This is a genomic window from Dyadobacter luteus (assembly GCF_003383615.1).
GTDB lineage: Bacteria > Bacteroidota > Bacteroidia > Cytophagales > Spirosomataceae > Dyadobacter > Dyadobacter luteus.
Genome location: NZ_QNUL01000001.1, coordinates 1 through 24,091, shown reverse-complemented (window position 1 = coordinate 24,091; position 24,091 = coordinate 1). Strand labels below are relative to the sequence as shown.

Annotated in this window: 19 protein-coding genes; 9 read left to right on the top strand and 10 right to left on the bottom strand. The window is 43.5% G+C overall.

The features are described 5' to 3' along the window. Window positions 1-393: 393 nt before the first annotated feature. A complete protein-coding gene (locus tag DSL64_RS00105; protein WP_115829114.1) occupies window positions 394-1,299 on the top strand; it encodes an alpha/beta fold hydrolase in 906 nt (301 codons plus the stop codon). Window positions 1,300-1,396: 97 nt separating this feature from the next. Then, entirely contained in the window at window positions 1,397-2,245 is an 849-nt protein-coding gene (locus tag DSL64_RS00100) for a helix-turn-helix domain-containing protein (RefSeq protein ID WP_115828619.1), read from the top strand. Between the two features lie 290 nt (window positions 2,246-2,535). Here the strand turns inward: DSL64_RS00100 and DSL64_RS00095 are convergent, their stop codons facing one another. Then, window positions 2,536-4,590, bottom strand: coding sequence for an ATP-binding protein (locus DSL64_RS00095; RefSeq protein ID WP_115828618.1), 2,055 nt, complete (start codon window positions 4,588-4,590; stop codon window positions 2,536-2,538). 401 nt (window positions 4,591-4,991) lie between these two features. Here DSL64_RS00095 and DSL64_RS00090 point away from each other — a divergent pair, with 401 nt between their 5' ends. The 4 genes from DSL64_RS00090 to DSL64_RS00065 all read left to right on the top strand — a co-directional run bounded on the left by DSL64_RS00090 (window position 4,992) and on the right by DSL64_RS00065 (window position 11,524). Then, a complete protein-coding gene (locus DSL64_RS00090; RefSeq protein ID WP_262512399.1) occupies window positions 4,992-7,256 on the top strand; it encodes a PAS domain S-box protein in 2,265 nt (754 codons plus the stop codon). After that, the gene (locus DSL64_RS00085) at window positions 7,253-7,654 is read left to right on the top strand and encodes a response regulator (protein WP_115828616.1); all 402 of its coding nucleotides are present in this window, start codon (window positions 7,253-7,255) and stop codon (window positions 7,652-7,654) included. The genes DSL64_RS00090 and DSL64_RS00085 overlap by 4 nt, the downstream gene beginning before the upstream one ends. 378 nt (window positions 7,655-8,032) lie before the next feature. Further along, complete coding sequence (locus tag DSL64_RS00070) at window positions 8,033-10,651, top strand: MGH1-like glycoside hydrolase domain-containing protein (RefSeq protein WP_115828615.1); 2,619 nt, start codon at window positions 8,033-8,035, stop codon at window positions 10,649-10,651. 87 nt (window positions 10,652-10,738) lie between these two features. Next, entirely contained in the window at window positions 10,739-11,524 is a 786-nt protein-coding gene (locus DSL64_RS00065) for an SDR family NAD(P)-dependent oxidoreductase (RefSeq protein ID WP_115828614.1), read from the top strand. Window positions 11,525-11,675: 151 nt separating this feature from the next. On the opposite strand, the gene treA is transcribed toward DSL64_RS00065, so the two are convergent. Next, window positions 11,676-13,241 (bottom strand): alpha,alpha-trehalase TreA, encoded by a 1,566-nt coding sequence (gene treA / locus DSL64_RS00060; RefSeq protein ID WP_229216896.1) that lies wholly within the window; start codon window positions 13,239-13,241, stop codon window positions 11,676-11,678. Between the two features lie 610 nt (window positions 13,242-13,851). On the opposite strand from treA, the gene DSL64_RS00055 reads away from it, so the two are divergent. Beyond that, window positions 13,852-14,238 (top strand): VOC family protein, encoded by a 387-nt coding sequence (locus tag DSL64_RS00055; RefSeq protein ID WP_115828613.1) that lies wholly within the window; start codon window positions 13,852-13,854, stop codon window positions 14,236-14,238. 131 nt (window positions 14,239-14,369) lie between these two features. Here DSL64_RS00055 and DSL64_RS00050 read toward each other — a convergent pair whose 3' ends face one another. The 6 genes from DSL64_RS00050 to DSL64_RS00025 form a co-directional block, all read right to left on the bottom strand. Beyond that, window positions 14,370-15,161, bottom strand: a complete 792-nt coding sequence (locus DSL64_RS00050; RefSeq protein ID WP_115828612.1) for an SDR family oxidoreductase — start codon at window positions 15,159-15,161, stop codon at window positions 14,370-14,372. A gap of 119 nt (window positions 15,162-15,280) precedes the next feature. Further along, complete coding sequence (locus DSL64_RS00045; protein WP_115828611.1) at window positions 15,281-16,108, bottom strand: helix-turn-helix domain-containing protein; 828 nt, start codon at window positions 16,106-16,108, stop codon at window positions 15,281-15,283. A gap of 396 nt (window positions 16,109-16,504) precedes the next feature. After that, on the bottom strand, window positions 16,505-16,882 hold the full coding sequence (locus DSL64_RS00040; protein ID WP_147300306.1) for a hypothetical protein: 378 nt from the start codon (window positions 16,880-16,882) through the stop codon (window positions 16,505-16,507). Window positions 16,883-16,993: 111 nt separating this feature from the next. Next, window positions 16,994-17,212, bottom strand: coding sequence for a hypothetical protein (locus tag DSL64_RS00035; RefSeq protein ID WP_115828609.1), 219 nt, complete (start codon window positions 17,210-17,212; stop codon window positions 16,994-16,996). Between the two features lie 61 nt (window positions 17,213-17,273). Then, window positions 17,274-19,526 (bottom strand): xanthine dehydrogenase family protein molybdopterin-binding subunit, encoded by a 2,253-nt coding sequence (locus DSL64_RS00030; RefSeq protein ID WP_115828608.1) that lies wholly within the window; start codon window positions 19,524-19,526, stop codon window positions 17,274-17,276. Window positions 19,527-19,558: 32 nt separating this feature from the next. Continuing rightward, the gene (locus tag DSL64_RS00025; protein WP_115828607.1) at window positions 19,559-20,014 is read right to left on the bottom strand and encodes a (2Fe-2S)-binding protein; all 456 of its coding nucleotides are present in this window, start codon (window positions 20,012-20,014) and stop codon (window positions 19,559-19,561) included. Between the two features lie 213 nt (window positions 20,015-20,227). Here DSL64_RS00025 and DSL64_RS00020 point away from each other — a divergent pair, with 213 nt between their 5' ends. Next, window positions 20,228-20,431, top strand: coding sequence for a hypothetical protein (locus tag DSL64_RS00020; protein ID WP_115828606.1), 204 nt, complete (start codon window positions 20,228-20,230; stop codon window positions 20,429-20,431). Between the two features lie 9 nt (window positions 20,432-20,440). On the opposite strand, the gene DSL64_RS00015 is transcribed toward DSL64_RS00020, so the two are convergent. Next, the gene (locus DSL64_RS00015; RefSeq protein ID WP_115828605.1) at window positions 20,441-21,796 is read right to left on the bottom strand and encodes a hypothetical protein; all 1,356 of its coding nucleotides are present in this window, start codon (window positions 21,794-21,796) and stop codon (window positions 20,441-20,443) included. 171 nt (window positions 21,797-21,967) lie between these two features. Between DSL64_RS00015 and DSL64_RS00010 the strand changes: the two genes are divergently transcribed. Next, the gene (locus DSL64_RS00010; protein WP_115828604.1) at window positions 21,968-22,990 is read left to right on the top strand and encodes an LLM class flavin-dependent oxidoreductase; all 1,023 of its coding nucleotides are present in this window, start codon (window positions 21,968-21,970) and stop codon (window positions 22,988-22,990) included. A 279-nt stretch (window positions 22,991-23,269) separates the two neighbouring features. Here the strand turns inward: DSL64_RS00010 and DSL64_RS00005 are convergent, their stop codons facing one another. After that, the gene (locus DSL64_RS00005) at window positions 23,270-23,899 is read right to left on the bottom strand and encodes a hypothetical protein (RefSeq protein ID WP_147300305.1); all 630 of its coding nucleotides are present in this window, start codon (window positions 23,897-23,899) and stop codon (window positions 23,270-23,272) included. Between the last annotated feature and the right edge of the window lie 192 nt (window positions 23,900-24,091).

Below are 24,091 nucleotides of genomic sequence, written 5' to 3'. Positions count from 1 at the left end.
AACGTTAATGTTTACAAAACAAAAAGAACGATAAGTTGTATACGCACTCAAACCTGTCCAAACCGGTAGTACAAATTTTTAATGCCCGCCAGTCGCCTGCATGGGTTTGGATTCATTTCTTACTGTTTGTTAAAATTTTCAGTCTGGCAAGAGTTGTTACCAATACAGCGAGACGCCCATCACTGCTCCTTAGTCAGAGTCGTTCTACCAGCGATTAGACCAACTTTCGGCTCTTTATAAACCCCTGATTTTATCAGGGAAAAATGTACAAGACGCATTGCCTTTTATCCATTCTTCTGACCTGCCAGAACTGCCACCTTTGTAATGTCAAAACGGAACGACAATCTGCTAACGGTTAACAGATTAACTCAAACATTCAAAATTATTGCTCAGATGAAAACTATTGCACTGACTATCGCCTTCATGTTTACTTTTATCCAAAGCCAATTCCTTTTCGCACAAACACGCAAACCCGCATCATTCGGGAGAGAAGAATATATTGAAGTAGAGAAAAATGTAAAACTGCATGTGATCGACCTGGGTGAAGGTCAGCCTGTTGTACTTATCCACGGATGGCCTCTGAACAACGAGATGTACGAATATCAATACCAGTACTTGGTTGAGAAGGGTTTCAGAGTCATCGGCATTTCCCTGCGAGGTTTTGGAAAATCAGACAGACCTTATGGGAAATATGACTTCGACACGTTCTCCGACGACATCAAAGTGGTTTTAGAAAAACTCAAAATTGAAAATGCAACACTCGGCGGATTCTCAATGGGAAGCGCTGTAACCCTTCACTTTGTAACCAAATACAATGGTGCCCACATTAAGAAGTTGGCCTTGTTTGGGGCAACTGGTCCTACGTGGAAACAACGCGACGGCCATCCTTACGGCATTACCGAGCAAGGTGCAACCGATCTGATCAGGCAAACTAAAACCAATCGCGAACAACTTGTTGCAGGTTTTGGAAAAGCATTTGAGGGACAAGAGGGCGGACTTTCGCCAGAATCTATCAAATGGCTGGAAAGTATCAACCTGAATGCATCACCATACGCTACCACACAAGCTATTATGGCTTTGGGTGATCTGGATCTTCGTCCTGTGCTGCCAAAAATCAAAATGCCGGTAGCGATATTCCATGGCGTGAACGACAAATTGTGTGACTTTGTTCAAGCCGAACTGTTAAACAAGGCCATCAAAGGATCTTATATAGTGAAATTTGAAAAAGGCGGGCATGGGTTATTCCTGGAGGAAATGGATAAATTCAATGCTGAGCTTGAAAAATTTGCCAGAAACTAAAAAAATGATCTCACCTGTGAAGCAAATCATCGCTTCTCAGGTTTTTTTCCTATTTTGAGACAAAAAGAAACCTTGCCAGCCACGACCCTGTTTAGCCATGAATACAACCGTTTTCAACAACAATTTAAAGACGTTGGGACTGCTGCATGTAAGTCAGCAGCAAACGGATGTGATCAATGGACCTGCTTACAAGGAATACATCAAAATTCTATATCTGCCCGCTGCCTACAAACTTAAAGTAGACTTTGCCAGTTATCAAACACAGCAGCCGACGCTGTTTTTTATCAGCCCAAATCAATACTTAGAATTAGAAGAGGCTGGTCCCGAAAGCGGATATCTCATTTTTTACAACCGTGATTTTTACTGCATACAGATCCATGATCAGGAAGTTGCCTGTGACGGTTTGCTATTCAACAACATCCGGAACATGCCCAAAGTGGAGCTTTTGGAAGCTGAGAATGCTTTTCTTGGTGGTTTGTTTAAAGAGATGATCCAGGAGTTCCAACTCAATGACAGTTCTCTGGAAGAGATGGTCCGTACTTATCTTAAACAGTTATTGATCAGGGCGACCCGGTCATGGAAAAGACAACATTTGACAAATGAATTGGCTGATCAGCAAAACGATCTTGAATTTTTCCGCAAGTTCACCCGGCTGGTAGAAGAGCATTATAAATCGAAACATACCGTCGCCGACTACGCAGATTTTTTATGTATGGCGCCGAAAACAATTACACACAAGTTCAACCGCCTGGGTTTGCCTCAACCCAATGAAGTGATCAAAAACCGCATTATTCTGGAAGCGAAACGATTACTGGCGCATACCTCCCTTACCGCAAAAGAAATCGCCTACGATCTCGGTTACGACGATCCGGCGTATTTCAGCAGATTATTTCAAAACAAAACGGGTGAATCTCCATCCAGTTTTAGGATTAACTTTTTGGGCTAAGAAGCGTATCTGGCGAAAATAGACGTTAGGATTTTCCATACCTACTATGTATGGTACAAAAAAATATTTTCCTACCCATGCAACCCTGCTTTCTGTTTCCAGTGTCAAACAGCCAGTACCAGAAAAATAGCCCGGCTTATATTAATTCATTCAAATATTTTAATGATGAAAAACTTACTTACACTGCTGATAGCAACAGCTGCTCTGTGGAGTTGTAACAGAGTTACAGACCCAACACCTATAAAGAAGCTGGTGAAAAAATTATTGGTCTTAACCAACAGTCAATTACTCTATTGAGGTGTATGCTCTACCAAGGGATTCATTTTGGGAATTCTCACATAAAAAGTCGTCCCCTTTCCTAATTCGCTCTTATATCTAATTGTTCCACCGTGAGCCTCAACAATTTGCTTTGTAATAGAAAGACCCAGACCAAATGACTCCTCTCCCGAGGTTCCTTTATGCCTTGCGTTTGTGAAAGAATCAAAAATCTGATTTCCGACCTCCGGAGCGATGCCAATCCCGTTGTCTGTAACCTTAAGAACGATTTCCGTATCGGAAGATTCGAGATTAACGACAATGTAAGTGCCTGCTTTACTGAATTTTATAGCATTTGTAATCAAATTGTTAACTGCACGCCACATTTTTTCATAATTAACATGAGCGTAAACAGTAGCAAGTTCAAGAGAAATTTTAAGGTTTTTCTCGTTTGCTCTTACCGAAAGCATATCGGCACACTGTTTTATCAGCAAAGCTAGATCAGTCTTCTCTTTCAATAACTTCTGCTTCCCCGTAAGATTTAAGTGCATAAGGCTGTCTACCAAATGGAACGAGTGAGAACTGGTCCCTCTTATGACGTTGAGTACTTCTGCATCATCACCAGATCTTCCTGGCTCTTCCGACATAATATCTATTAGTGAAGTAATAGCGTCAAGCGGCCCCCGAAGATCATGAGCCACGGTCTTTACAATCCTGGTGTTTTCCTTCTGACTGATCTCCAGCGCACTGAATGCTTTCTGTAGCTGAGCATTCAGGTCAACTACTTTTTCAAGATTTTTCCTAGAGCGCCGGGAATTCAGATACATAACAATTGCAACACCAACGGCCATAACCAGAATAATGGACAGGCTCGTCAGATAATTGGATTTCAACTCATTGTCTTTTTGTAGAAGACGAAGCTGGAAGTTCCTGTGTTGATCGCGCAGAAGCTCTTCTACATCAATGCCTTTTAAACTTCTCTGGACAAAGTCCAACGAATCTTTATGATGAAGGTAATCTTTCATAAAATGTACGGCCCTACTGTAGTCCCCTTTTTGCTCGAAATACTGAGATTGAAGTAAATACCAATCGTTCCATATCTCATGGTGGGACCTACTTTTTCCCCTACCCGCTTTTAAATCCTGCTCTAATTCAGATAAAATCTGCTTGGCATGCGTGGTTTTATTTATTTTAAGATAAAGTCTGGCCAATTTGACCTTTGCGGTCTGCGCATCCTCAATTCCAAAACCAGGTCTGTCATTGAGTGAAATGTTTAGTTTCAAATGTTTTTCAGCCTCTTCAAACTGCCCCATTGATGCATAAGCTCCGCCAAGATTTCCTTCTACTACCGCTCTGGCAACAGTAATGTAATCCTGTCTCGAGGGATGATTCTCTTTTTGCGACAGAATAAACTGTAAAGCTTTTTGATAGTGATGCACTGCTGAGTCGAGTTGCCCTGACTTTTCAAAGCATAGCCCTATTGAATTCCGGATACTTTGGGGCAGAATAAAGGAATATTGAAAAGAGGAAGATTTACAATTTTCAGCTTCGGAAAGCGCCTGACGTAGATAGGGAATCGCCTTGACAAAATCACCTTGTCGAAAACGGATAATGCCAAGAGCATTACTAAAATCACTCAGGCTGCAACTATCCAATACACCCAAAGCAAACGACCGGCCGTTATAGTAATATTTAAATGCTTCACTATATCGCTGTTCATCCTTCAGAACAGATGCCATTTGGTAAAGTGATTGCGCATACTCGGAGCTCATAATTTCCTTGTTGTTTTCACTAACCGAAATCATACTATCAATATATGCCAAACGCAATTTAAAGTCCTGACGGTAGTAAGTGTAGAAGTTCATCTTGGAGTGATACATCTTCCACAGTGCCTGTTCACTTACCTTTGTTCTTGAAGCATATACCGAATCCAGATATTCTAACGACATCTCAGGTTTACTTGAAGACATCATTTTCATAGCATGTTCTGCTGCACTATCGGCCCACGATCCGTCTTCCGGCCCAACAGATACACCAGATTTGCAAGAAAAAAATAGAATTGTAATCAGCAGCGTAAAGATTAATCTCATTAAATTTCTTTTAGGGATGATACGGCCTTTTAGTGGCGAAAATAGAAATAGTTTTATCAACTTCAAGCGAAGGCAGGATCTTGCAAAGAAACTAATTTGTCTATTTGGTTACACTACAAACCTAAATATGATCGGCCAAAAGTACCCCAGAAAGCAATACGGCCATTAAGTGAGCTATCGGGTAACATGTGTTACTTTTAAAATCATTAGATCATAATCCCCGTATTATGCATCTTCCGTGGACATTTGTCTAAAAATCAGTACAGCAGAAGCGTACATCGGTCGAAGTAAATAAACTAATTTCTACAAAACTTACAATGCCATAGTATTAAGCCTATAGTAATGATTTCGAAAGTTCATATCTTGCCGCTACCTCGTTCACCATAGCCCCAAGTTAAACTTTGGAATATTTTTATCAAGCAATAGTTGAGCATTCCCCCAACGGTATGGTGCTTCTGAATCAAGAAGGTCAGGTTGTTTTCATAAATCCAGCCGCCACCAGCCTACTTGGCCTAAAAGCAGCTGCTGTCATAGGTAAAAAGATGGATGGACTCGTTGCATTCCATCATCCAAAAGATGGGGGGATTTATGAACTAACTGAGCTTCCCTACGCAAAAACTCTTGTCACAGGCGCCAACTTTAAAGACGTGACTATGGGCTTGAAGATTGGACAGAATCCGGAAAGGTGGCTTTCTGTAAGCTCTGACCTGCTGCTGAAAGAAAATGAAGAAATACCTCAGGTACTGATTACTATTACAGACGTTACTGCTCATGTACAGGGTGTGCTTAACAGCCAGACGAGAGAAAAGCACTTGCACTCAGTAATTTCGGCAATGGATGATATTTTGTTTGAAATAGCTCCGAGTGGCAAAATACTCAATGGCTGGACCAATTTGCCTGAAAAACTATTCTTCCCATTGGAGCAAATGACTGAAAAATCTGTATACGGGTTATTCCCAGAGGATCTCGCCGATCAGTTCCGATCTACAATTCAAAAGTCTTTTAGGACCAATACAACCTGTGAAATGGAGTATCAGGCTCCATTCACGTCTCATGAAGGAACTTGGTACAAGCTGAAAACAAGACCTATCAGCGCGTCACATGAAAACCTTTTAGTAAACATTTCCGACATTACAGAGGCTAAAAGAGCAAAGGAGCAACTCAAAGCAATGGACATCCGGTGGAAGTTTGTCCTTGAGAATGCTGATTTGTTGCTGTGTGACTGGGACTTGACCAAACACTCGGTTTCCATATCTGGCTCCCTGGCTAAACAATTGGATCTGCATACAACTGAAATTACAATAGATCAAATTAAAAACAGGATACATCCGGATGATCTGGATACGTTCAACTATGTTCTGACAAAATGCCTGAATGGAGATGATAAGTTATATACGCAGGACTACAGGATACAGAGATCTGACGGCAGCTACACCTGGTTGCATGCTAAATCGGTGGTAACCGGCTATGAGTCTGATGGCAAGCCTGACCGTATCCTTTGCATTGGATCGGACATGACCGGATGGATGAATATACTGGAAGAGGTAAGAATTAGTGAAGAAAAATTCAATCAGGCTTTCCAGTATTCCGGGATTGGGAAAGCATTGGTAGATATCCATGGCAGGTTTATGAATGTCAACCAAACACTTTGCAAGATACTTGGATACCCATCAGAAATCCTGGAGAATCTAACATTTCAGCAAATTACCCACCCTGACGATATTTCTACAGATCTGACCTACCTTGCCGAGTTAGTGAAAGGGAATATTGATAGCTATAATATGGAAAAAAGGTATTTGCACAAGCAGGGACACTTTATCTGGTGTTCGCTGACTGTGTCAATGGTTCAGAATGCCGATAAACAACCTGCCTTTTTCGTTTCACAAATAGAAGACATCTCTCAGATCAAACGCCAGCTGGAGATTTTAGAGCATCAGACGTCCGAACTTGACTTGGCCAACAATCGCCTTGAAAACAACCTGCGCCAGCTTGAGGAATTCGATCAGATCGTGGCGCATAATCTGAAAGGCCCGGCAAGTAACATTGCAATGCTCCTACAGCAGATGGAAAACTGTGAAGACACTGAGGAAAAAGAACAGTATTTACAATATTTATCTCAAAGTAGTGACCATCTACTACAGATATTGCAAGACCTTACCCAAGTTTTGGACGTAAGAAAGGCAACAGTTCTTGAATTTGAGCTGTGTTATTTTAAAGATATCCTGCAAGACATCATCGGGAGCCTCTCTAACAAGGGCTATGACTTTGATAAGGTAAAGATTTCAACCGACTTTCAGCTTACCGGAATACAGTATGTGAAGACTTACCTTCAAAGCATTTTTTATAACCTTGTAAGTAACTCACTTAAATACATAAGGCCACAGGTAGATTGCCAGATTCATCTACAGGCATATGAATGCGGTAGTTATATAAAATTGATTTTCCGCGACAATGGAAAAGGCATAGACATGACGAAAGAAGGCCTGCATTTATTCAAATTTAAAACAACTTTCAAACAGAACGACCGGCCAGGCGTGGGGCTGTTTCTTACAAGATATCAAATTGAAAAATTTGGCGGAAACATTGTAGTAGAAAGCCAGTTAGGAGAAGGTACAGTTTTTACTATTGTATTCGAGAAAAACAAATTACACAAGCCCCAGGCATGAAAAATATCAGAGTTACGCTTGTCGAAGACAGCGAGATATTCACTTACATAGTAAGAAAAATGTTAGCCAGCTTTCCTTTTGGCGAGATTGACTTCCAGACCTTTGAAGACGGATTGCAAGCACTGGATTATTTCCGGGAAAACAAATATAGCCCCGAACTGCTTCCTGATGTATTATTTTTAGACATCAACATGCCCGTGATGACTGGTTGGGAGCTTTTGGATGCCTTATCAAGGGATAAATTTGAGTTTGTAAATAACATCCCGGTTTACATTCTGAGCTCTTCAGACAGTATAACAGATACACAGCAAGTTAAAAATTACCCATTCCTGAATGGATACCTCACTAAGCCGTTAAAGAAGGATGAGCTATTCCGTTTAATCCGGCAGGTAGGATAAAGCCATGTTTTAAAAAGCTTACTGAAATACTGAGGGTATCCGAAACCCAGTTCATATGCGATCTCAATAATATTCTTATCACTGCCCAGACGAATCTTTTGAATACAGTCGTAAAGCACCTGCTTTTCCTTCTCAGACAAGTGCAAGGCCTCGGCTGTTTCGTACGAAAAGAAGGTATAGTCTTTCATTTTTCAGCCTAATGCCGTACCACGCACCAGATCCGGATGAAAAAACAGGCCCCACTGACAAATTATTGCAAGAGTGGTTCTAATCTGCCTATGAGGTGAAGTACTTGTAAATTCTGGCAAAGATTTTTTGTGGCATTCCTACTATGTTTCAGACACGTAAACCATTCAAGGTTTATTTAATCTCTTATAGATGACAAACGAAAACGTAGAAAAACACAGACTTTCCCGTCAATGGAGCAACCAGGAAAATTGGTACAAATGGGGTCCTTACCTTAGCGAAAGACAGTGGGGCACCGTCAGGGAAGATTACAGCAAAAACGGTGACGCGTGGCAATCATTCCCGCATGAACATGCCCGCATGCGCACTTACAGATGGGGAGAAGATGGCTTGGGAGGCATTTCAGATCAGACCCAGACACTATGTTTCGCCGTTGCACTATGGAACGGCAAAGATCCTATCCTGAAAGAGCGGTTGTTTGGTCTTACAAATCCGGAAGGTAACCATGGAGAAGATGTCAAGGAGTTATACTATTATCTGGACAACACTCCAACGCACAGCAGCATGGAAATGCTGTATAAATATCCCCAGAACGAGTTCCCATATGCGTATCTGAGGGAACAGAATGCCAACCGCGGTGCAGCAGACCGCGAATTCGAGCTATTGGATACTGGTATTTTTAATAATAAAGAATATTTCGATGTCAATATCAGCTATGCCAAAAAAAATGTCGATGACATATTAATTAAGCTTACGATCCATAACAGGGCAGATCATCCCGCGACACTTCATGTACTGCCGACTCTATGGTTCAGAAACCGTTGGAGGTTTTACCCCGAAACGAGTAAACCCGCCATCAAAAGACTCGCTGGCAATAGAGTTGAGATAACGGATGAAAATCTGGGCTCTTATACGCTAAGCTTTCAGACTCCGGACGCGGTGCTGATGACAGACAACGAAACAAATTCTGAGCGGGTGTTCGGCCAGCCGAATGAATCTGTCTTTGTAAAAGATGCATTTCACGATGCGGTCATCAGTGGCCAATATGCGCCATTTGACCAGCATCTTGAAGGTACTAAGTGCGCACCTGTCTACAAGCTGAATCTGCAGGGCGGAGAGTCTACACAAATCCGGTTACGGCTCAGCAGCAACGGGGAAGTCGTACAAGACGATGAATTCGACAGTATTTTCATTCAACGAAAACAGGAGGCTGATATTTTCTATGGGCAGCTGACCGAAGCTGACACGCCTGATGACGCGCTGATCAAAAGACAGGCCTGGGCCGGTCTGATGTGGTCGAAACAATATTATCATTATGATGTGCACCGGTGGCTTACAGGAGATCCGGGCGGGCAGGTTCCGCCCAATGAGCGCTGGCAAGGCCGTAACTCCGATTGGCAGCATCTGAACGCAAAGCACATTATGATCATGCCTGATAAATGGGAGTATCCTTGGTTTGCTGCCTGGGACCAGGCATTCCAGTCTATTGCTGTCGAAAGCATTGATCTCGAATTTGCAAAGCAACAGCTATACTTGCATACTGACCCGCGCTATCAGGCGTCTGATGGCAGGTTGCCTGCGTACGAATGGAACTTCTCAGATAACAATCCACCGCTTAGGGCAGCGATTGCATGGGTCTTTTACCAACAGGAACTGGAATTTACCGGCAAGAGAGACTACAAATTTCTTTCCGTAATGTTTGAAAGGCTGCAGGCTAATTTTGAGTGGTGGCTAAGCCAAGCCAACGGCAAGCAGGACGGCCTTTTTCAGGGAGGATTCCTAGGCTTGGATAACATTAGTTTATTCGACCGCAGCCATGCTATACCAGGGGGAGGTACATTAGACCAGGCTGATGCAACGGCATGGGTCGCGGCCTATTCTCTATCAATGATGCGTATCGCGGTAGAGTTGGCTCAAAATGACCCTGAAACTTTTCAGCCGCTCAGCTGTTACTATCTGGATCAATACATCCGCATCAGCGCAGGGCTGCAAGACATTGCCAGGCTATGGATTGATGACAACGATCCGGAAAGCAATAATGGTTTTGCTTACGATGTCCTGCATACACCCGAAGGTGAGATGATACCCATCCCTATCCGCTCATTGGTAGGCCTCGCCAATCTATTTGCTGTAATGAATATTGACACTGCGACAGCGCGCGCTTTGCCAACCTTCTACGAGAAAATCCAATACTATCTGCATAAAGAGAAATCGGAGAACGCGTGTTACTGCGTAATTGACGAAGATCAGCACAAAGAATCCATATTGTTCGCCCTGCTGTCAGCAGAGCAACTACAGCGGCTTGGCAAATTTCTTTTTTCCGAGGATGAACTGCTTGCGCCAGGAGGTATCCGTTCACTATCCAAAGTTTATACTGACCCGTTTTCCATGGAGATTGCCGGCACAGTAAACAGTATTCAGTATACTCCAGCAGAATCTGACAATGACATGTTTGGCGGAAATTCAAACTGGAGGGGCCCGGTCTGGTACCCATTTAATTTCTTTATAGTCAGGGCACTGAAAGAATTCGGCAATTATTATCAGGACCAGGTGAAGATAGAACTTCCCGTTGGGAGTGGCAAAACCGGGAATCTTACCGACGCGGCAGCCTTTCTTTCCGACAGACTCTGGCACGCTTTCCGCCCGGATCAAAATGGCGAACGCCCTTGTCATGGAGAGGATAAAATATACGCCACAGATCCTCATTTCAAAGACCTGATTTTATTCTATGAACACTTTGACGGCGATCACTCAAGAGGCCTTGGGGCGAGTCATCAGACCGGATGGACGGCACTAATTACCCGTCTCTAAGAAAGTAACTTCTTAAAAACAAGTTCGTTAAATGATAAACGGACGTTTAAAACAAGGTTTACATCTAACATAATCAAATCTGATAATATGCATAATAACACTCTTTTTGATCAGCAAGTAGCAGTTATTACAGGTGCCAGCGAAGGAATAGGATTCGAGATTGCCAGACAATTGGTTATCAATGGCAGTCATGTCGTCCTGAATAGTCTGGAGCAAGATTCCACCCAAAAAGCCGCAGAGGAGCTTAACAAACTTGGCGCCGGGCGCTGCATAGCTGTACCAGGAGATTCTTCAGAAACAGAAACGATTGAAAGAATTGTAAACAATGCCACCGACCATTTTGGAAGAATCGATTTTGGCATAGCCAATACGGGGATGACTGTATCAGGACCATTTCTTGAATTTAAAGAACAGGATTTAAACCGCATGATGCAGGTAAATATCAAAGGCACTTACATGTTCGCCCAGGCCGTTGCCAACCGGATGCGTGACCGGGGCACAGGCGGCAGTATAGTACTGATGTCATCGGTGAATGCCAAACAGGCCAACCGCCATTTAAGTGCATATGCAATGACCAAATCAGCTATCGTAATGCTAGCGAAAAACCTTGTCATAGAGCTTTCACCCTACAATATCAGGATTAACTGTGTTGCCCCGGGTGCGACGATGACCCAGCGTACGATGGGTGATCAGGAATATGAAAATGCGTGGTCTGATGTCACACCTCTGGGGCAGGTAGCGACACCAGAGGACATTGCTGCAGCAACACTCTTTCTGCTCTCATCGCCGGCCAAACACATTACAGGCCAAACTTTGGTAATCGACGGTGGCTGGACCGCAACCAGCCCCACACCGGGAGGCGAAACACTTTAAGTTGCCTGTCCCGATGCAAACCTGCACGCCACGGGCTGATACGGGCTGATATGCAATAAAGGCGCAACGATCAGCTTATGCAGCCCATCAAAAAGCGCAGCAACATCATATTGTTACTGCGCTTTTTGATTAAGAACCTTTGAAAAATCTATCAGGCCTGTATCTCCTTCATGTACTTTTTATTTTTCATTCTCAGGTATACGCCGTTGGTCCATCCAAACCCTTCCTGCACTTCGTACTCACCTCCCCCGGCGATCAGGTTGGTATCTGAGACATTGTATTTTTCAAGCATCTTACCCGAATGTTTAAATTCTTTCTCAATCAGACCCAGCCATTCGTCTGATATCTGATCCGCCGCCTGGTGAAAGTTATAATTACGTAACCCTTTGTAGGCGATCCACTGCAAAGGAGCCCAGCCATTGGGCGAGTCCCATTGCTGTCCAGAGCCTACGTTTGTGGTCAGAAGACCACCAGACTTCATAAAATTCAACCGTATGTATCCTTTCACAAACCTGGCCTGATGATTGGATGCAAGTTTAAAGAACAAGGGAAATGCGCCGGCAAGAGTTATATGGCTGGTGACACTACGGGTTTTGAAATCATAATCCATATAAAAATGTTTCTGCTCGTCCCAGAAGTAGGTCTCAATTGCCAGCGCACGCCGGGCTGCCTTTTGTTCATATCTCAAATGCATCTTTTTATCGCCTGTATGCAGGTAGGCATCTGCCAGGGTCTTTTCGAGAAAATACATCAGACAATTCAGATCCACGGGTAAAATATCAGTTGTGTGGATCGTAGAAAAGTCGTTTTTATCTGCAAACCAGCGGCTACTGAAATCCCAGCCCGATTCTGCTGCTGCCCTGATATGCCGGTATGTATCCCGGGGCGGCGTTGCGAACTGCTGATGCGCTATTTCCCCCAGCTCTATATCTTCAATGTAGGACTCGGGCCTTGGCGTGTCCATATCATCCCAGTAGCGGTTAAGCAAAGCACCATCCGGCAGTTTCACCAACCGCCGGTAGGCTGTGAAGGGTTCGTCCACCTCCGGGGTTTGCATCCAATAGTCGTATTCCTGTTGCAAATGCGGAAGGTACCGTGAAAGCACGTCCGCTCCTTCGGAGTCTGCATAAAGCTTTACCATCAGCGAGAAGAAGGGAGGCTGCGAACGGCTCAGATAATACGTACGGTTGGCTGTTGGGATAAAGCCGAACTGCTCTATCAGATAAGCAAAGTTCTCTATCATACTTCCCATCAGATCCGTTTTGCCTGATTCCTTCAGACCAAGCATTGTAAAATAGGTATCCCAATAGTAGATTTCCCGAAAACGCCCTCCCGGTACTACATACGGGTTTGGTAATGGTATTAAAGAACCGCCCCTCTCCTGTTGATCAGGTTGTCTGGTTAAAACAGGCCATAACCTGTCTATGTGTTTAGAGACAGATTCTTTCCTATTGGCTTCAAATGTTGATGCTATGTGCTCCGGGATGCGGAAGTGCTGCATTACGAACTTAGCTATTTCGAATCCGGTCTGGCCTTTTTCGCGTTGATACTGTGCGCAAATCTGCTCAGGATCGTTAAGCGGGATTGCATCGGCAAATGTCTTGGAGTCGTCGAAAATATGACTGCACTGAATAGCTTCAAACAGGTCCCCGAAGATCTGATCCGGGGACGCATTCACAAGTTCATGGTTTTCTAAGGTGTTGATATCTTCTGTCAAGTCTGGTAAATTTAGGTCGGCAGGCCGACGTGAAACATAATTTAGCATACCAGTCAGAAGGCTGAAATAATGGTACCAGCTGCGGCGTTCCAGGCACATTTTTAGGCATTTCACAACTATAGAGCCATGAAATCAGAAATAGCGGCTACTGGCGTGGTACGGTCTCAAACACACTTTGATGGGGATGTTTTGCCATGATCTATTGAAGATTTTCCCGATTTAAGAGTCTTTATCAGCTAAGGCTAGTATATTCAAACGGCCTCAGAGCTAAAATCGCTATTGTGAATACTGGTCTCTGTATCGGCTTCATCTGAGCATTTAATAGGCTGCTTGGACTTTTAAATTTTGACAATTTTGAAATGAGGTCAGGCCGGAAACGATGAACCAAACCTATTTTGTTCCTCCCTTAATTTCTTTGTTAATTCTTGCGCACAACGCAGAGTCAATTTTGAAGTGCATCTTCCTGTCCATACGATCATGGCCGTGTAGTCATATTATTTTTCTAAGTCTTTATTCTTTAATTTTGGAGAGGTTCCTGTCGCATTTTAGCAGCTTACATCGGGCACCTTCGGAAAGTTCGAATTGACCAACCTACAATAAAATAAAAACTATGAGTGCTGATTCGCAATTACAAATTGTACCGTTCCTTGTCGTACATGATGCTTTGGCTGCAGTGGACTTTTATGTAAAAGCTATGGGAGCTACTGAGCTTTTTAAGTATACCAACGATGGTAAAACTATGGCGAAGGTGAGTATAGGAAACTCGGTGTTTTGGGTTGGAGATGAGGAAGCGGAGTACGGCAATTATAGTCCGGCAACAATCGGAGGTTCACCTGTACGTATGATTTTAACCACTCCGGATCCTGAGACGATTTTCGATAAAGCTGTGAATTCGGGAGCGATTCAGATTTGTCCGGTAACTCTGGAGGAATCCTGGAAGATCGGGAAGCTGCGGGATCCTTACGGACATATTTGGGAAATAGGCTGTCCTTTGTGAAAATCCAGAAGGAAGATTATACTGTCAAAGTCATCGGATTATTATTAGCTAATTCGAGAGATCATTAATAATTATCGCAACAGGCTTCTTCCAGTTGAACGAGAGAAGCCTGTTTATAAAATTATGGTATTCTAAACATTACCATAAGAGTTGGATTGACCGCCGTCAATGGCAATGATCTGACCGCTAACATAGCTACAGTCTTCGCTGAGCAGAAATACAACTAATTTCCCAACTTCTTCCGGAAGACCCAGGCGTTTTGTCGGATTAGACTGTGCGTAATGATCTTCAGCCTGTTTCGGGTCAGCAGGATTTACCTGTTTGAACGCCTCTGCAACCATAGGTGTCAGAATTGCACCCGGGGCAATTGCATTCGTAAGGATTCCGTATCTTCCATATTCCAAAGCTGCATTTTTGGTAATACCGGAAACGGCATGTTTGGTTGCCACGTAAGGAGTCTGGTTCATCACTCCACGAATTCCTCCCACCGAAGCCACATTAACAATTCTTCCGTATTCCTGTTTTTGCATGACAGGAATAACGTACTTCAAACCATAATAAACACCCATCAGATTAATGTCAACCACTTTTTTGAAAACATCCAGGTCATAATCTACCATAGAAGCCTGTCGGCCTTCTATACCGGCATTGTTGTAAAAACCATCTATCCTACCAAAGGTGGAAACTGTGCTATCGACATAATTTTTTACTGCTGCTTCATCCGAAACGTCCGCCACAGTGGTCAGAACTTTTACTTCCGGATACTGGGTCACAATGGTTGCCTTTGCCTTTTCGAGCGATTCAGCGTTATAATCTATAAGTGATAATTGAGCACCATTTTTTGCGGCTTCAAGAGCGGTTGCATACCCGAGTCCCATAGCAGCACCTGTAGTTACGATTACTTTATTTTCTAGCTTTTTCATGTTACCTCATCTTAAATGTGATGATGTAAAGGTCGGGAAACGCGTTTTCAAACAGGCGCACAATCTGACCGATCGTTAGCACAATTTGAACATTTGATATTATTAGCTGGTGTTCAGACTTACAAATGAGCCTGTCGCCTGAATAACTCCGGAGTGATACCAGTATGTTTTCTGAAAAAACGAGCGAAATAGGATTGGTCGGTGAATCCAAGACTATAAGCAATTTCTTTAATGGAAAAATCACCATGAAACAGCTCACGTTTGCTCTCGATCAGAAGCAATTGGGATACTAATTGATTGATCGTGATTCCCGCCTTCTTCCGTAAGATTTCGTTCATCCGTTTCGGAGTCAAGCCAATCTGACCGGCATAAAAAGAGGCGGACCGGTTTTCCTTAAAATGCTGCTCAACCAGTTGCAAAAGCTTCACAATACGGGTATCCTCACCACTTGCCACAGGGAGCCGGTGCGCTGCGAAGCGGTATAAATGCTGAAGAAATGCGGTGGTATACTTTAATAAGAGTGAGGTATCAGACTGTCCTGCGCATTCCAGCAACATCAATGAAAACAGATTCTGTAGAGGCTGGACCATATCCTCAGGGATTTCAATACCATTATTCTCAAAAGGCAGAAATAGCTGGCGAAGATACATTTCGTCGATCCGATGAAAAAAATCGGTAGAGAAAACAATCACCCTTGCCTTAGGCAGCTGACTTGCAGGAATAGAATGTATCTGGTTTTTCGAGATCAGGTACACCAGATTTTTTCTGACAGGATATGTTTCAAAGTCTATAAACTGCTCACCTTTGTCTTCACTGAACCAAATAATAGCAAAAAAGTTGATCCGATGGCTGGGCCGGTGCTCACCAAAAGCGACTATCTGATCCGAAGCCAGAAACTGTATATCCGGCAAAATATGAAGTGGAATATTGTCAGATTTTTCCTTCATCCGAATAACAAAAATTCATTAAAAACTGATGCAATAATACAGAGCAATGCCTGAACTAAAAAAATCCTGTTGATCTCCCGGGTCTGGTTCTGTTGTCAGGAAATACATGCTTTGCACAAATGCATTTGTCAATAAGTAGCCCGGATTATTGGACACATTTTTTTTCAGTATGTCAAAAAATGCGCGCATGGCGGATGTAATCTTGTCTTAGTGATTAGGCTCGGGCTTGTTTGGCAGTAAGTCGGGCTATCTGCTACATGCTTCAGAGGTGGCGATTTTCATCCTTGTACTCATTGGCCTGGCGGTTATTGCCCTTACCTTATCCGTATACCGCGTGCCGTCAGCAAATAAATAGGGTATTGATTATCCTGAATCTTTGTATCAGATTCCATTCTGTCAATACTCGTAATGAGATGCCATAAAGGATGGACAGGTTTTGTTTTTTGCCCCTTTACAACAAACATTTCGCTTCCATACCATGCTTTGGCTTTTTTCCATATGCTCATTGAGTCTCACTATTCTTTCTATGTTGACAAACGGAATCATAATCGGGAAGTTGCTGCTTCCGATATCCGAATCGAGCTTCATTCTGCATTGAATACCGTTTTCTGTTAGTTCAATTTCCTTGACGGTATCTTTACTCAGATGTAGCGGCTCACAACTATACATTTGCTGACCGAAAAAATAATACCGAGAATGAACAACGTAGTGACCGGAGTCGTCCGCCAGACCTGCCAGAATATTGTAAATTTTGGTTTGAAGTAGTAAATCCATTGTTATATCAAATCTCAGATGATTAAAGCTGTAGCTTGTAGCACTGTTCTGAGCCACAAAAATACGCCATAATCATTTCCTATTAATAAAAATTCTGTGATGAAAATTATTTCAGAAAGGCTGCAACAGGCAGGCTAGTTTTTTGCCGGAAGAGTCGGGCTTTATTTTTTCGGCTAATCTGACATTCTCGGGATAGAGTGCCGTGCTGTCAATTTGAGCAGGAGGCCCGTCATATACAATTGGTTTCCGGGGAGATTGAAATACAAGCCACGACAAGATTCCGATCACCAATAAATACATCCACGCTGTTAACAATACGGTCTTTTTCATAGGAGTAATTTATGAACGGAGTGCAGATCAGCGGATGCACTCCATTAAAATTGTTTGTATATCACATCGCCTTCTCAATCTCAGGCTGAAATGGCTGATTATAGAATCGTTTGCCTTTGTTTTTATACAATGCATTGGCAACTGCACCAAAGACCGGAGGAAACGGAGGTTCTCCCAATCCTGTTGGATCTATGTCATTTTCCACAAAATGAACTTCCACGCTTTTAGGAGCTTCATTGTTACGGATCATACGGTAATTGTGGAAATTGTTTTGTTGTGCTACACCGTCCTTATGTGTCAGCGCTCCGTAAAAGGCATTTCCGATACCATCCACAACAGCCCCCTGCACCATGTTTCTGGCCGCATCAGGATTGACCACAATTCCACAGTCCATTGCACTGAATACTCTTTCCACATACGGTTGTCCATCCCGGGTGACCATATCCACCACGTGCGCAGCGTAGGAATTATGGCAAAAGTAGGCGGCCACTCCGCGATTGTATTTTTCGTTTCCGGGCTTGTTCCAGTTTGACTTTTCGCGCAGCAGTTCCAAAACTCCGGCATATCGCCCCGGATCATATTCATTGTTTTTACCTACCGGATTCTCCTTCGCTCGTTTTAAAAGCTGTAACCTGAATTCTATCGGATCCTTGCCGGCTGCCTCAGCTACTTCATCCAAAAACGATTGTTCTGCGGCCGCATTGAAGTTCGAACGTGGCGCCCTGAAAGCACCGATGGTAATGTTTGAAGGAATTTGCCAGCCTTCTGCCAGATAATTGTCCACGGCACCAGCGGGAAAACGGTTGGCATGTATGGGATGCTCAGGAATTCCCCCACCCTTTACATGGAATGCAATCAGATTCTTTTCTGCATCCAGTGCTGCGCGATATGTGGCGGTATACATCGGCCGGTAAATTCCGTAGGTCATGTCATCCTCACGGGTATAAATCAGTTTAACGGGAGCTTTCACCTTTTTTGAGATCAGCGCAGCTTCAGAAAGGTAATGTCCGTAGGCTCTGCGCCCGAAACCGCCTCCCATACGTGTCATTTGAATTTCAATTTTATCTGCCGGCAAACCCAGCAATTTGGTAAGCGTTGGTTCTATCCATCCCGGTGCCTGCAACGGACCGACAAGCAATGCTTTCTCATCCGTAACATGGGCGAAGAAATTCATGGGCTCCATGGTATTGTGTGCCAAAAATGGAGCATTATAAGTGCGCTCAATCACCTGCGCTGCATTTTTAAACGCCGCTTCAGGATCTCCGTCTTTTCTCAGCAACTGTGCAGGCCTTTTGGCATACTCCTGCATTTGTGACATTTGCGAACCCGAACTTTCCAGTGCTCCCGGAACAACAACCTCCCTTTTGCCGTCCCTGCCAGCCATGGTGTCTTTCACGTCACCCGCAGCTTCCCATTGTACCACCAGCTTTTTACGCGCATTCATCACTTCCCATGTGCTGGCACCTACCACAACCAGCAGATTGTTGAAAGTGCGTGTATCGAAACCGGCCTGTTCAAAACCGTCTGCATATAATTGTATGCTGAAAACATCTTTAATACCAGGCATTTTCAGAGCTTCCGCGGAATCGAATGACTTCAGTTTCATTCCGAAAGCCGGTGGATGCTGGATCATGGCAATGAGCATACCTTCTGTTCTATAATCCAGTCCGAAAAGTGGCTTACCCGTAACGATCTTAGTCCCTTCAACATTCTTCGTCGGCTTTCTTACAATCGTAAAATCCTTCGGTGATTTCAATGGTATATCCTTGGGAACAGGAATCGTTGCAGCCTTACCGGCGAATTCGCCATATGTAGCAGATTTTCCGTTCGGATGTGAAAGCCTGCCCGCTTTCGTTGTTACCTCAGAAACAGGCACATTCCACGTTTGTGCCGCAGCCTCACGTAGCATTTGCCGGGCTGTTGCCCCTGCCTGCCGCAAGGGTTTCCAGTACATTCTCACCGAATTACTACCTCCTGTAAACTGCGCGCCCAATTTAGTGTTGTCATGCGGTCCCATTTCTACTGAAACATTTTTCCAGTCTGTGTCTAATTCTTCTGCCAGTATCATCGGGAGAGAAGTCATCACGTTTTGTCCGAATTCCGGATTGGGACATATAAGTTTGATCTTGTTATCAGCAGTGATATGTATGTAGCCATTGATTTCTGTCCATTGCTCAGTCAGATTCAGTGCCTCCATTTTGTCGGCAGACCTGAAACCCGATAACCAGGTAACGGTCAAAAGCAGTCCTCCTCCCGAAAGCGCCGAAGCTTTAAGAAACGAGCGTCTGTTATAGGTTGTTTTTGAGTTATTCATGGTGAAGTTTTTATTTCCCGGTTTAGGATTATCTATTTCTTAGCTGCCGATTTTACCGCTTCCCTGATCCGCAGATAGGTTCCACAACGGCATATGTTCCCGCTCATCTGGGATTCAATTTCTTCGTCTGTCGGGTTAGGAGTAGCTTTCAGCAAAGAAGCTGCAGCCATCATTTGTCCCGACTGGCAATAGCCGCACTGAGCAACATCATGTTCCAACCATGCCTTTTGTACGGGATGGTCTCCTTTTTCCGATAGACCTTCAATGGTGGTTACTGCTTGCTTGCCCACGACAGACACAGGCAGCTGGCATGACCGCACAGCAACTCCCTCCAAATGAATGGTACAAGCCCCGCACTGCGCAATTCCACATCCGTACTTGGTTCCGGACAGATCCAGATGATCACGTAACACCCAAAGCATTGGTGTTGCCGGGTCTACGTTTACCTGTTTCGTTTTTCCGTTAATTTTAAGATTATATGTAGCCATGGTGATTGAGTTGAAATAGATGTCCGGCTTTTTATAATCAACCGGTACAATTGTAGATTACAAAGATTTATATTCTTTTTATAAAGATTTGTATACAAATTACTGATTTTAATACCATTATTACCGATAATCCGGATTACAGAATTCCAGCAGTTTAAATGGGCCGCTGTTGATATTTTGGGTCAGGGTTCTCGGCGAAGCGAGCTGTTTAAAATGCCATCAGCTCACGGATTTACAGGCAGCTATCAGCTTTCGGGAATCCTGCAACAAATGAAGAAAATGTTGTTGTATTTAATTTATCTTTTCGACGAACTACAGCTTAAATCTCCTGAACAACGAAATTATGCCATGGCGACGGCAAAAGTCAGTATATGGGATAACGAACATGACAAGCCCAAATGCGTGTCAGGGTGTTGAAAGGTAAAGTTACTCAGCTGAATACCAAAACGGAATTGTGGCGATTTCGGTAGGTTTTTGCTTGTCGAGTGGCTGAATGACGATGTTCAGATAGTTCTGACCCGTTTTCAGATTTTTAGGAAAAAGAACAGTTTGCCATCCCTGTTGTCCCGGATTTTCCCGAAGTGTAAAGAGTAATTTCGGATCCGTATACAGTGAATCGTTTATCCTGATTTGCATCAGTTTGTTTATTTGCTCGCTACTCCATGTTGCATATTTCCGTCGTCTTTCCTGTACCGGTCTGCTCCCATCCAGTACCAGTGCCGTGGTCAGTTCTGTTAAAAGTGTATCCAGTGCTTTGGGATAAGCTACGAACAGACGGATAAATGGCTCACGAATTACATCGGATTGAACAGAAGCGGTTTCGATGTAAGTTCCTTCCGCACGCTTATCGTCATACGATTCTGCTTTTACAAATAAGCTATCATAACGTGCAGAGTACAGAAACCGGGTATTGAGTACAGATACTTGCTTGTTTTGTCTTGTAAAATCTGTAAAGAAATTGACGATCATTACAATGATGAAAAGAAAAGTCATCATTCCCATCACACGAAGCATTTTTTTGCTGGGAATATGACTGTAAAAGGTATTAATGATGAATCCGAAAGGCTTAGACAAACCCCAATATAAAAATCGTAACAAATTGGAAAACCTGTAGTGTAGCTCAGCTCCGCGGGGTGTTGACCTCACAGCGGGTAAACTCAATATCGTGGCTGCGGCCATATATACAATTAATAATCCGATCGCTGCCACTTTGATCAGAAAAGCATACTGGTCCGGTATCATAGGCCGGATAACCGTATAACCAATAATACCCACCACGTAGCCTAACGCTACGATAATGAAAATAAAAACGATCAAAAAAGAAACAGCGAATACAATGTTACAGCGTCGGTCCAGATTTATGATATAGTTCTGCAGCGAACCAAATCTGGCAGCCATTTTTTCCTGGGTATACCGGGGAGTGAAAGGGATGCGATCATAGTGAATACCGGTGGGGTATACACTTAACAAACCAACCAGCCCTACCCAGAAAGCCCTCATCACAAAGTTGGTCAGAAACGCTGCGAAAAGTACGTAGCAAATTGCTTTCATGATACTGTAGACCATCGAAGGAAGCAGGCCCAGCATCCCCGTTGTATGACTCAGCATATTGAACCGGAAATAGCCAAATGCAACATCCAGCAAGTCGGGCAGCTGAAGTATGGCAAACATCGCAGCTCCGGAAATCACCAGCTCCAGATTCCAGCTTTGAGAGGTCAAGTCTCTTAATTTTTCTTCCTGCTGGCTATCCAGCTCCGTCGAGTGTAAGGGCTCTTCTGTCATTCTGAAGGGTGTAATAAAGCTGAAAGATACAAAAAGGCGGGGAAAAATATCTTCCGCCTCTGGATTATGGCTATGCGTACTTTCAGGCTTAGCAGCAATCAGGAACTTTTAGAGCAAAATAAGCTTTCTAAACTTGAAATTGATTTTGAAAAAAATCTGAAAGACGCTTAAATGAAGAAAATAGGATTTTTATCGTTCGGGCATTGGTCTAACCATCCGGCTTACAGGGCTCAGACAGCAAGTGATACTTTGCTACAATCTATTGATCTGGCTGTAGCTGCTGAGGAAATCGGTTTAGACGGTGCTTATTTTCGGGTACACCATTTTGCATCTCAATTGGCTTCTCCTTTTCCTTTGCTTTCAGCCATCGGCGCTAAAACAAGCAAAATAGAAATCGGAACTGGTGTCATTGACATGCGTTATGAAAACCCTTTGTATATGGTGGAAGACGCGGGTGCGGCTGACTTGATTTCCGAGGGGCGATTGCAACTGGGTATCAGCAGAGGATCGCCGGAACAGGTGATTGATGGCTGGCGTTATTTCGGTTATGAGCCTGCCGAGGGCGAAACTGACGCGGAAATGGGACGACGCAAAGCCCTGGAGTTTCTTGAAAGACTCAAAGGTGTAGGATTTGCTCAGCCCAATCCCTATCCGATGTTTCCGAACCCTCCCGGCTTACTCCGTCTGGAACCACATTCAGAGGGATTGCGAGAACGTATCTGGTGGGGTGCGGCTTCCAATGCGACTGCAGTTTGGGCGGCTGAAAATGGAATGTACCTTCAGAGCTCTACCCTGAAATACGACGAAGGTGGCAAACCGTTTCATGTGCAGCAAGCCGAACAGATCAGACTTTATAAAGATGCATGGAAGAAAGCCGGCCATGACCGTGAACCAAGAGTTTCTGTAAGCCGGTCTATTTTCGCACTGGTCAATCAGCAGGATCGCTATTATTTTGGACAGGAGTCCGACAGGCGAGATAAAATCGGAATGATTGAACAGGACAAACGTGCGATTTTCGGAAGAAGTTACGCTGCAGAACCAGACAGGCTCATCAAAGAGCTGGCAGAAGACGAAGCGCTTCAGGAGGCAGATACTATTCTTTTGACCATACCCAATACATTGGGAGTTGAGTATAATGTACATGTGCTGTCTTCCATATTAGAGCATGTCGCTCCAGGTTTGGGATGGCGCTAGTCAGATCACGCAAAAAACAAGAAGAGCATCTTTACGTGGTGCTTTTCTTGTTTACGATCCCATTAATGAAAAATACCTGGTTTGGGGGCGGAGTTTGATGCAAGGCTGTAAATAGGGAAAGTGGTCTGGTAGTAAGAGCAGATGCTTGAAATAAAGTATTGATTAACAATTAATGGAATAGATTCGAGTGCCTTCATAAGTAAAAAATGCCCGGTCGTTAGTCGGGCATTTTGAGCGCTGTGCAGCTCTCGGTTTCAGGATTGTATCACAATCTGTCGATTACGTTGTCATCGTGAATCGCTCATATGTAGTTGTGACAGTAATCTGTTTTACGCCTTCGCTGGTGTAAATTTTTCTGTCGGCTGTTACCACTATTTTACCATCATCCAATACAGAAACACTTTTTGGAGATGATTGTAAAAAGATTGGCGCTTCTGAATTGTCAGGTACTACTGTAAGCTGTTTCAAATCTTCGGAAAAATCAAACTTTCTAACGACAACCTTCATGTCATAAGCAAAACTGTAGTTGGGATTGTAAGCAATCATTTCCAGGCCGTCCCATACTTTTCCATTGCCCATTCTCACAAATTGCTGCGGCCAGGCCTGCGTAAAAAGGAAGGATGCCTCCGGATTCAACTGCGATGGCTTATAAATCCTGATCTCTGAGTAAGGATTTGTCAAGCTTCCAATCGTTAGTTCTTCTATTTCAGTGAGTAAATCCGTTGAAGCTTTTCCATCCAGATTCACGTCAACCTCTTCATTGCTCACTGCACTCACTATCCTGTATTTACCATGAAATTGCTGGTAAAGCGCGTCAATATTCCTTGTTTCCTGTTGTGGAATTTGCTCATTGGACTTACATCCTAACATCTGAATGAGTACAAGCGTAGAGATTAGTAAATTCTTCATGAATATGGCTATTTTTTGTGATTACCTGCTACCAAAGTAACCGTTGTTATAATTCCTTAGTGGATAAACACATTATGAAATCGTTAAATCGGTTAATTTTTACTTTTAAAATAAAAGAGGCTGTCTCAAAAGGGCAGCCTCTTTTTGCTTTTATTGGGTTGTTTATTTTTTCGAAATTGATTATCTTTAGAT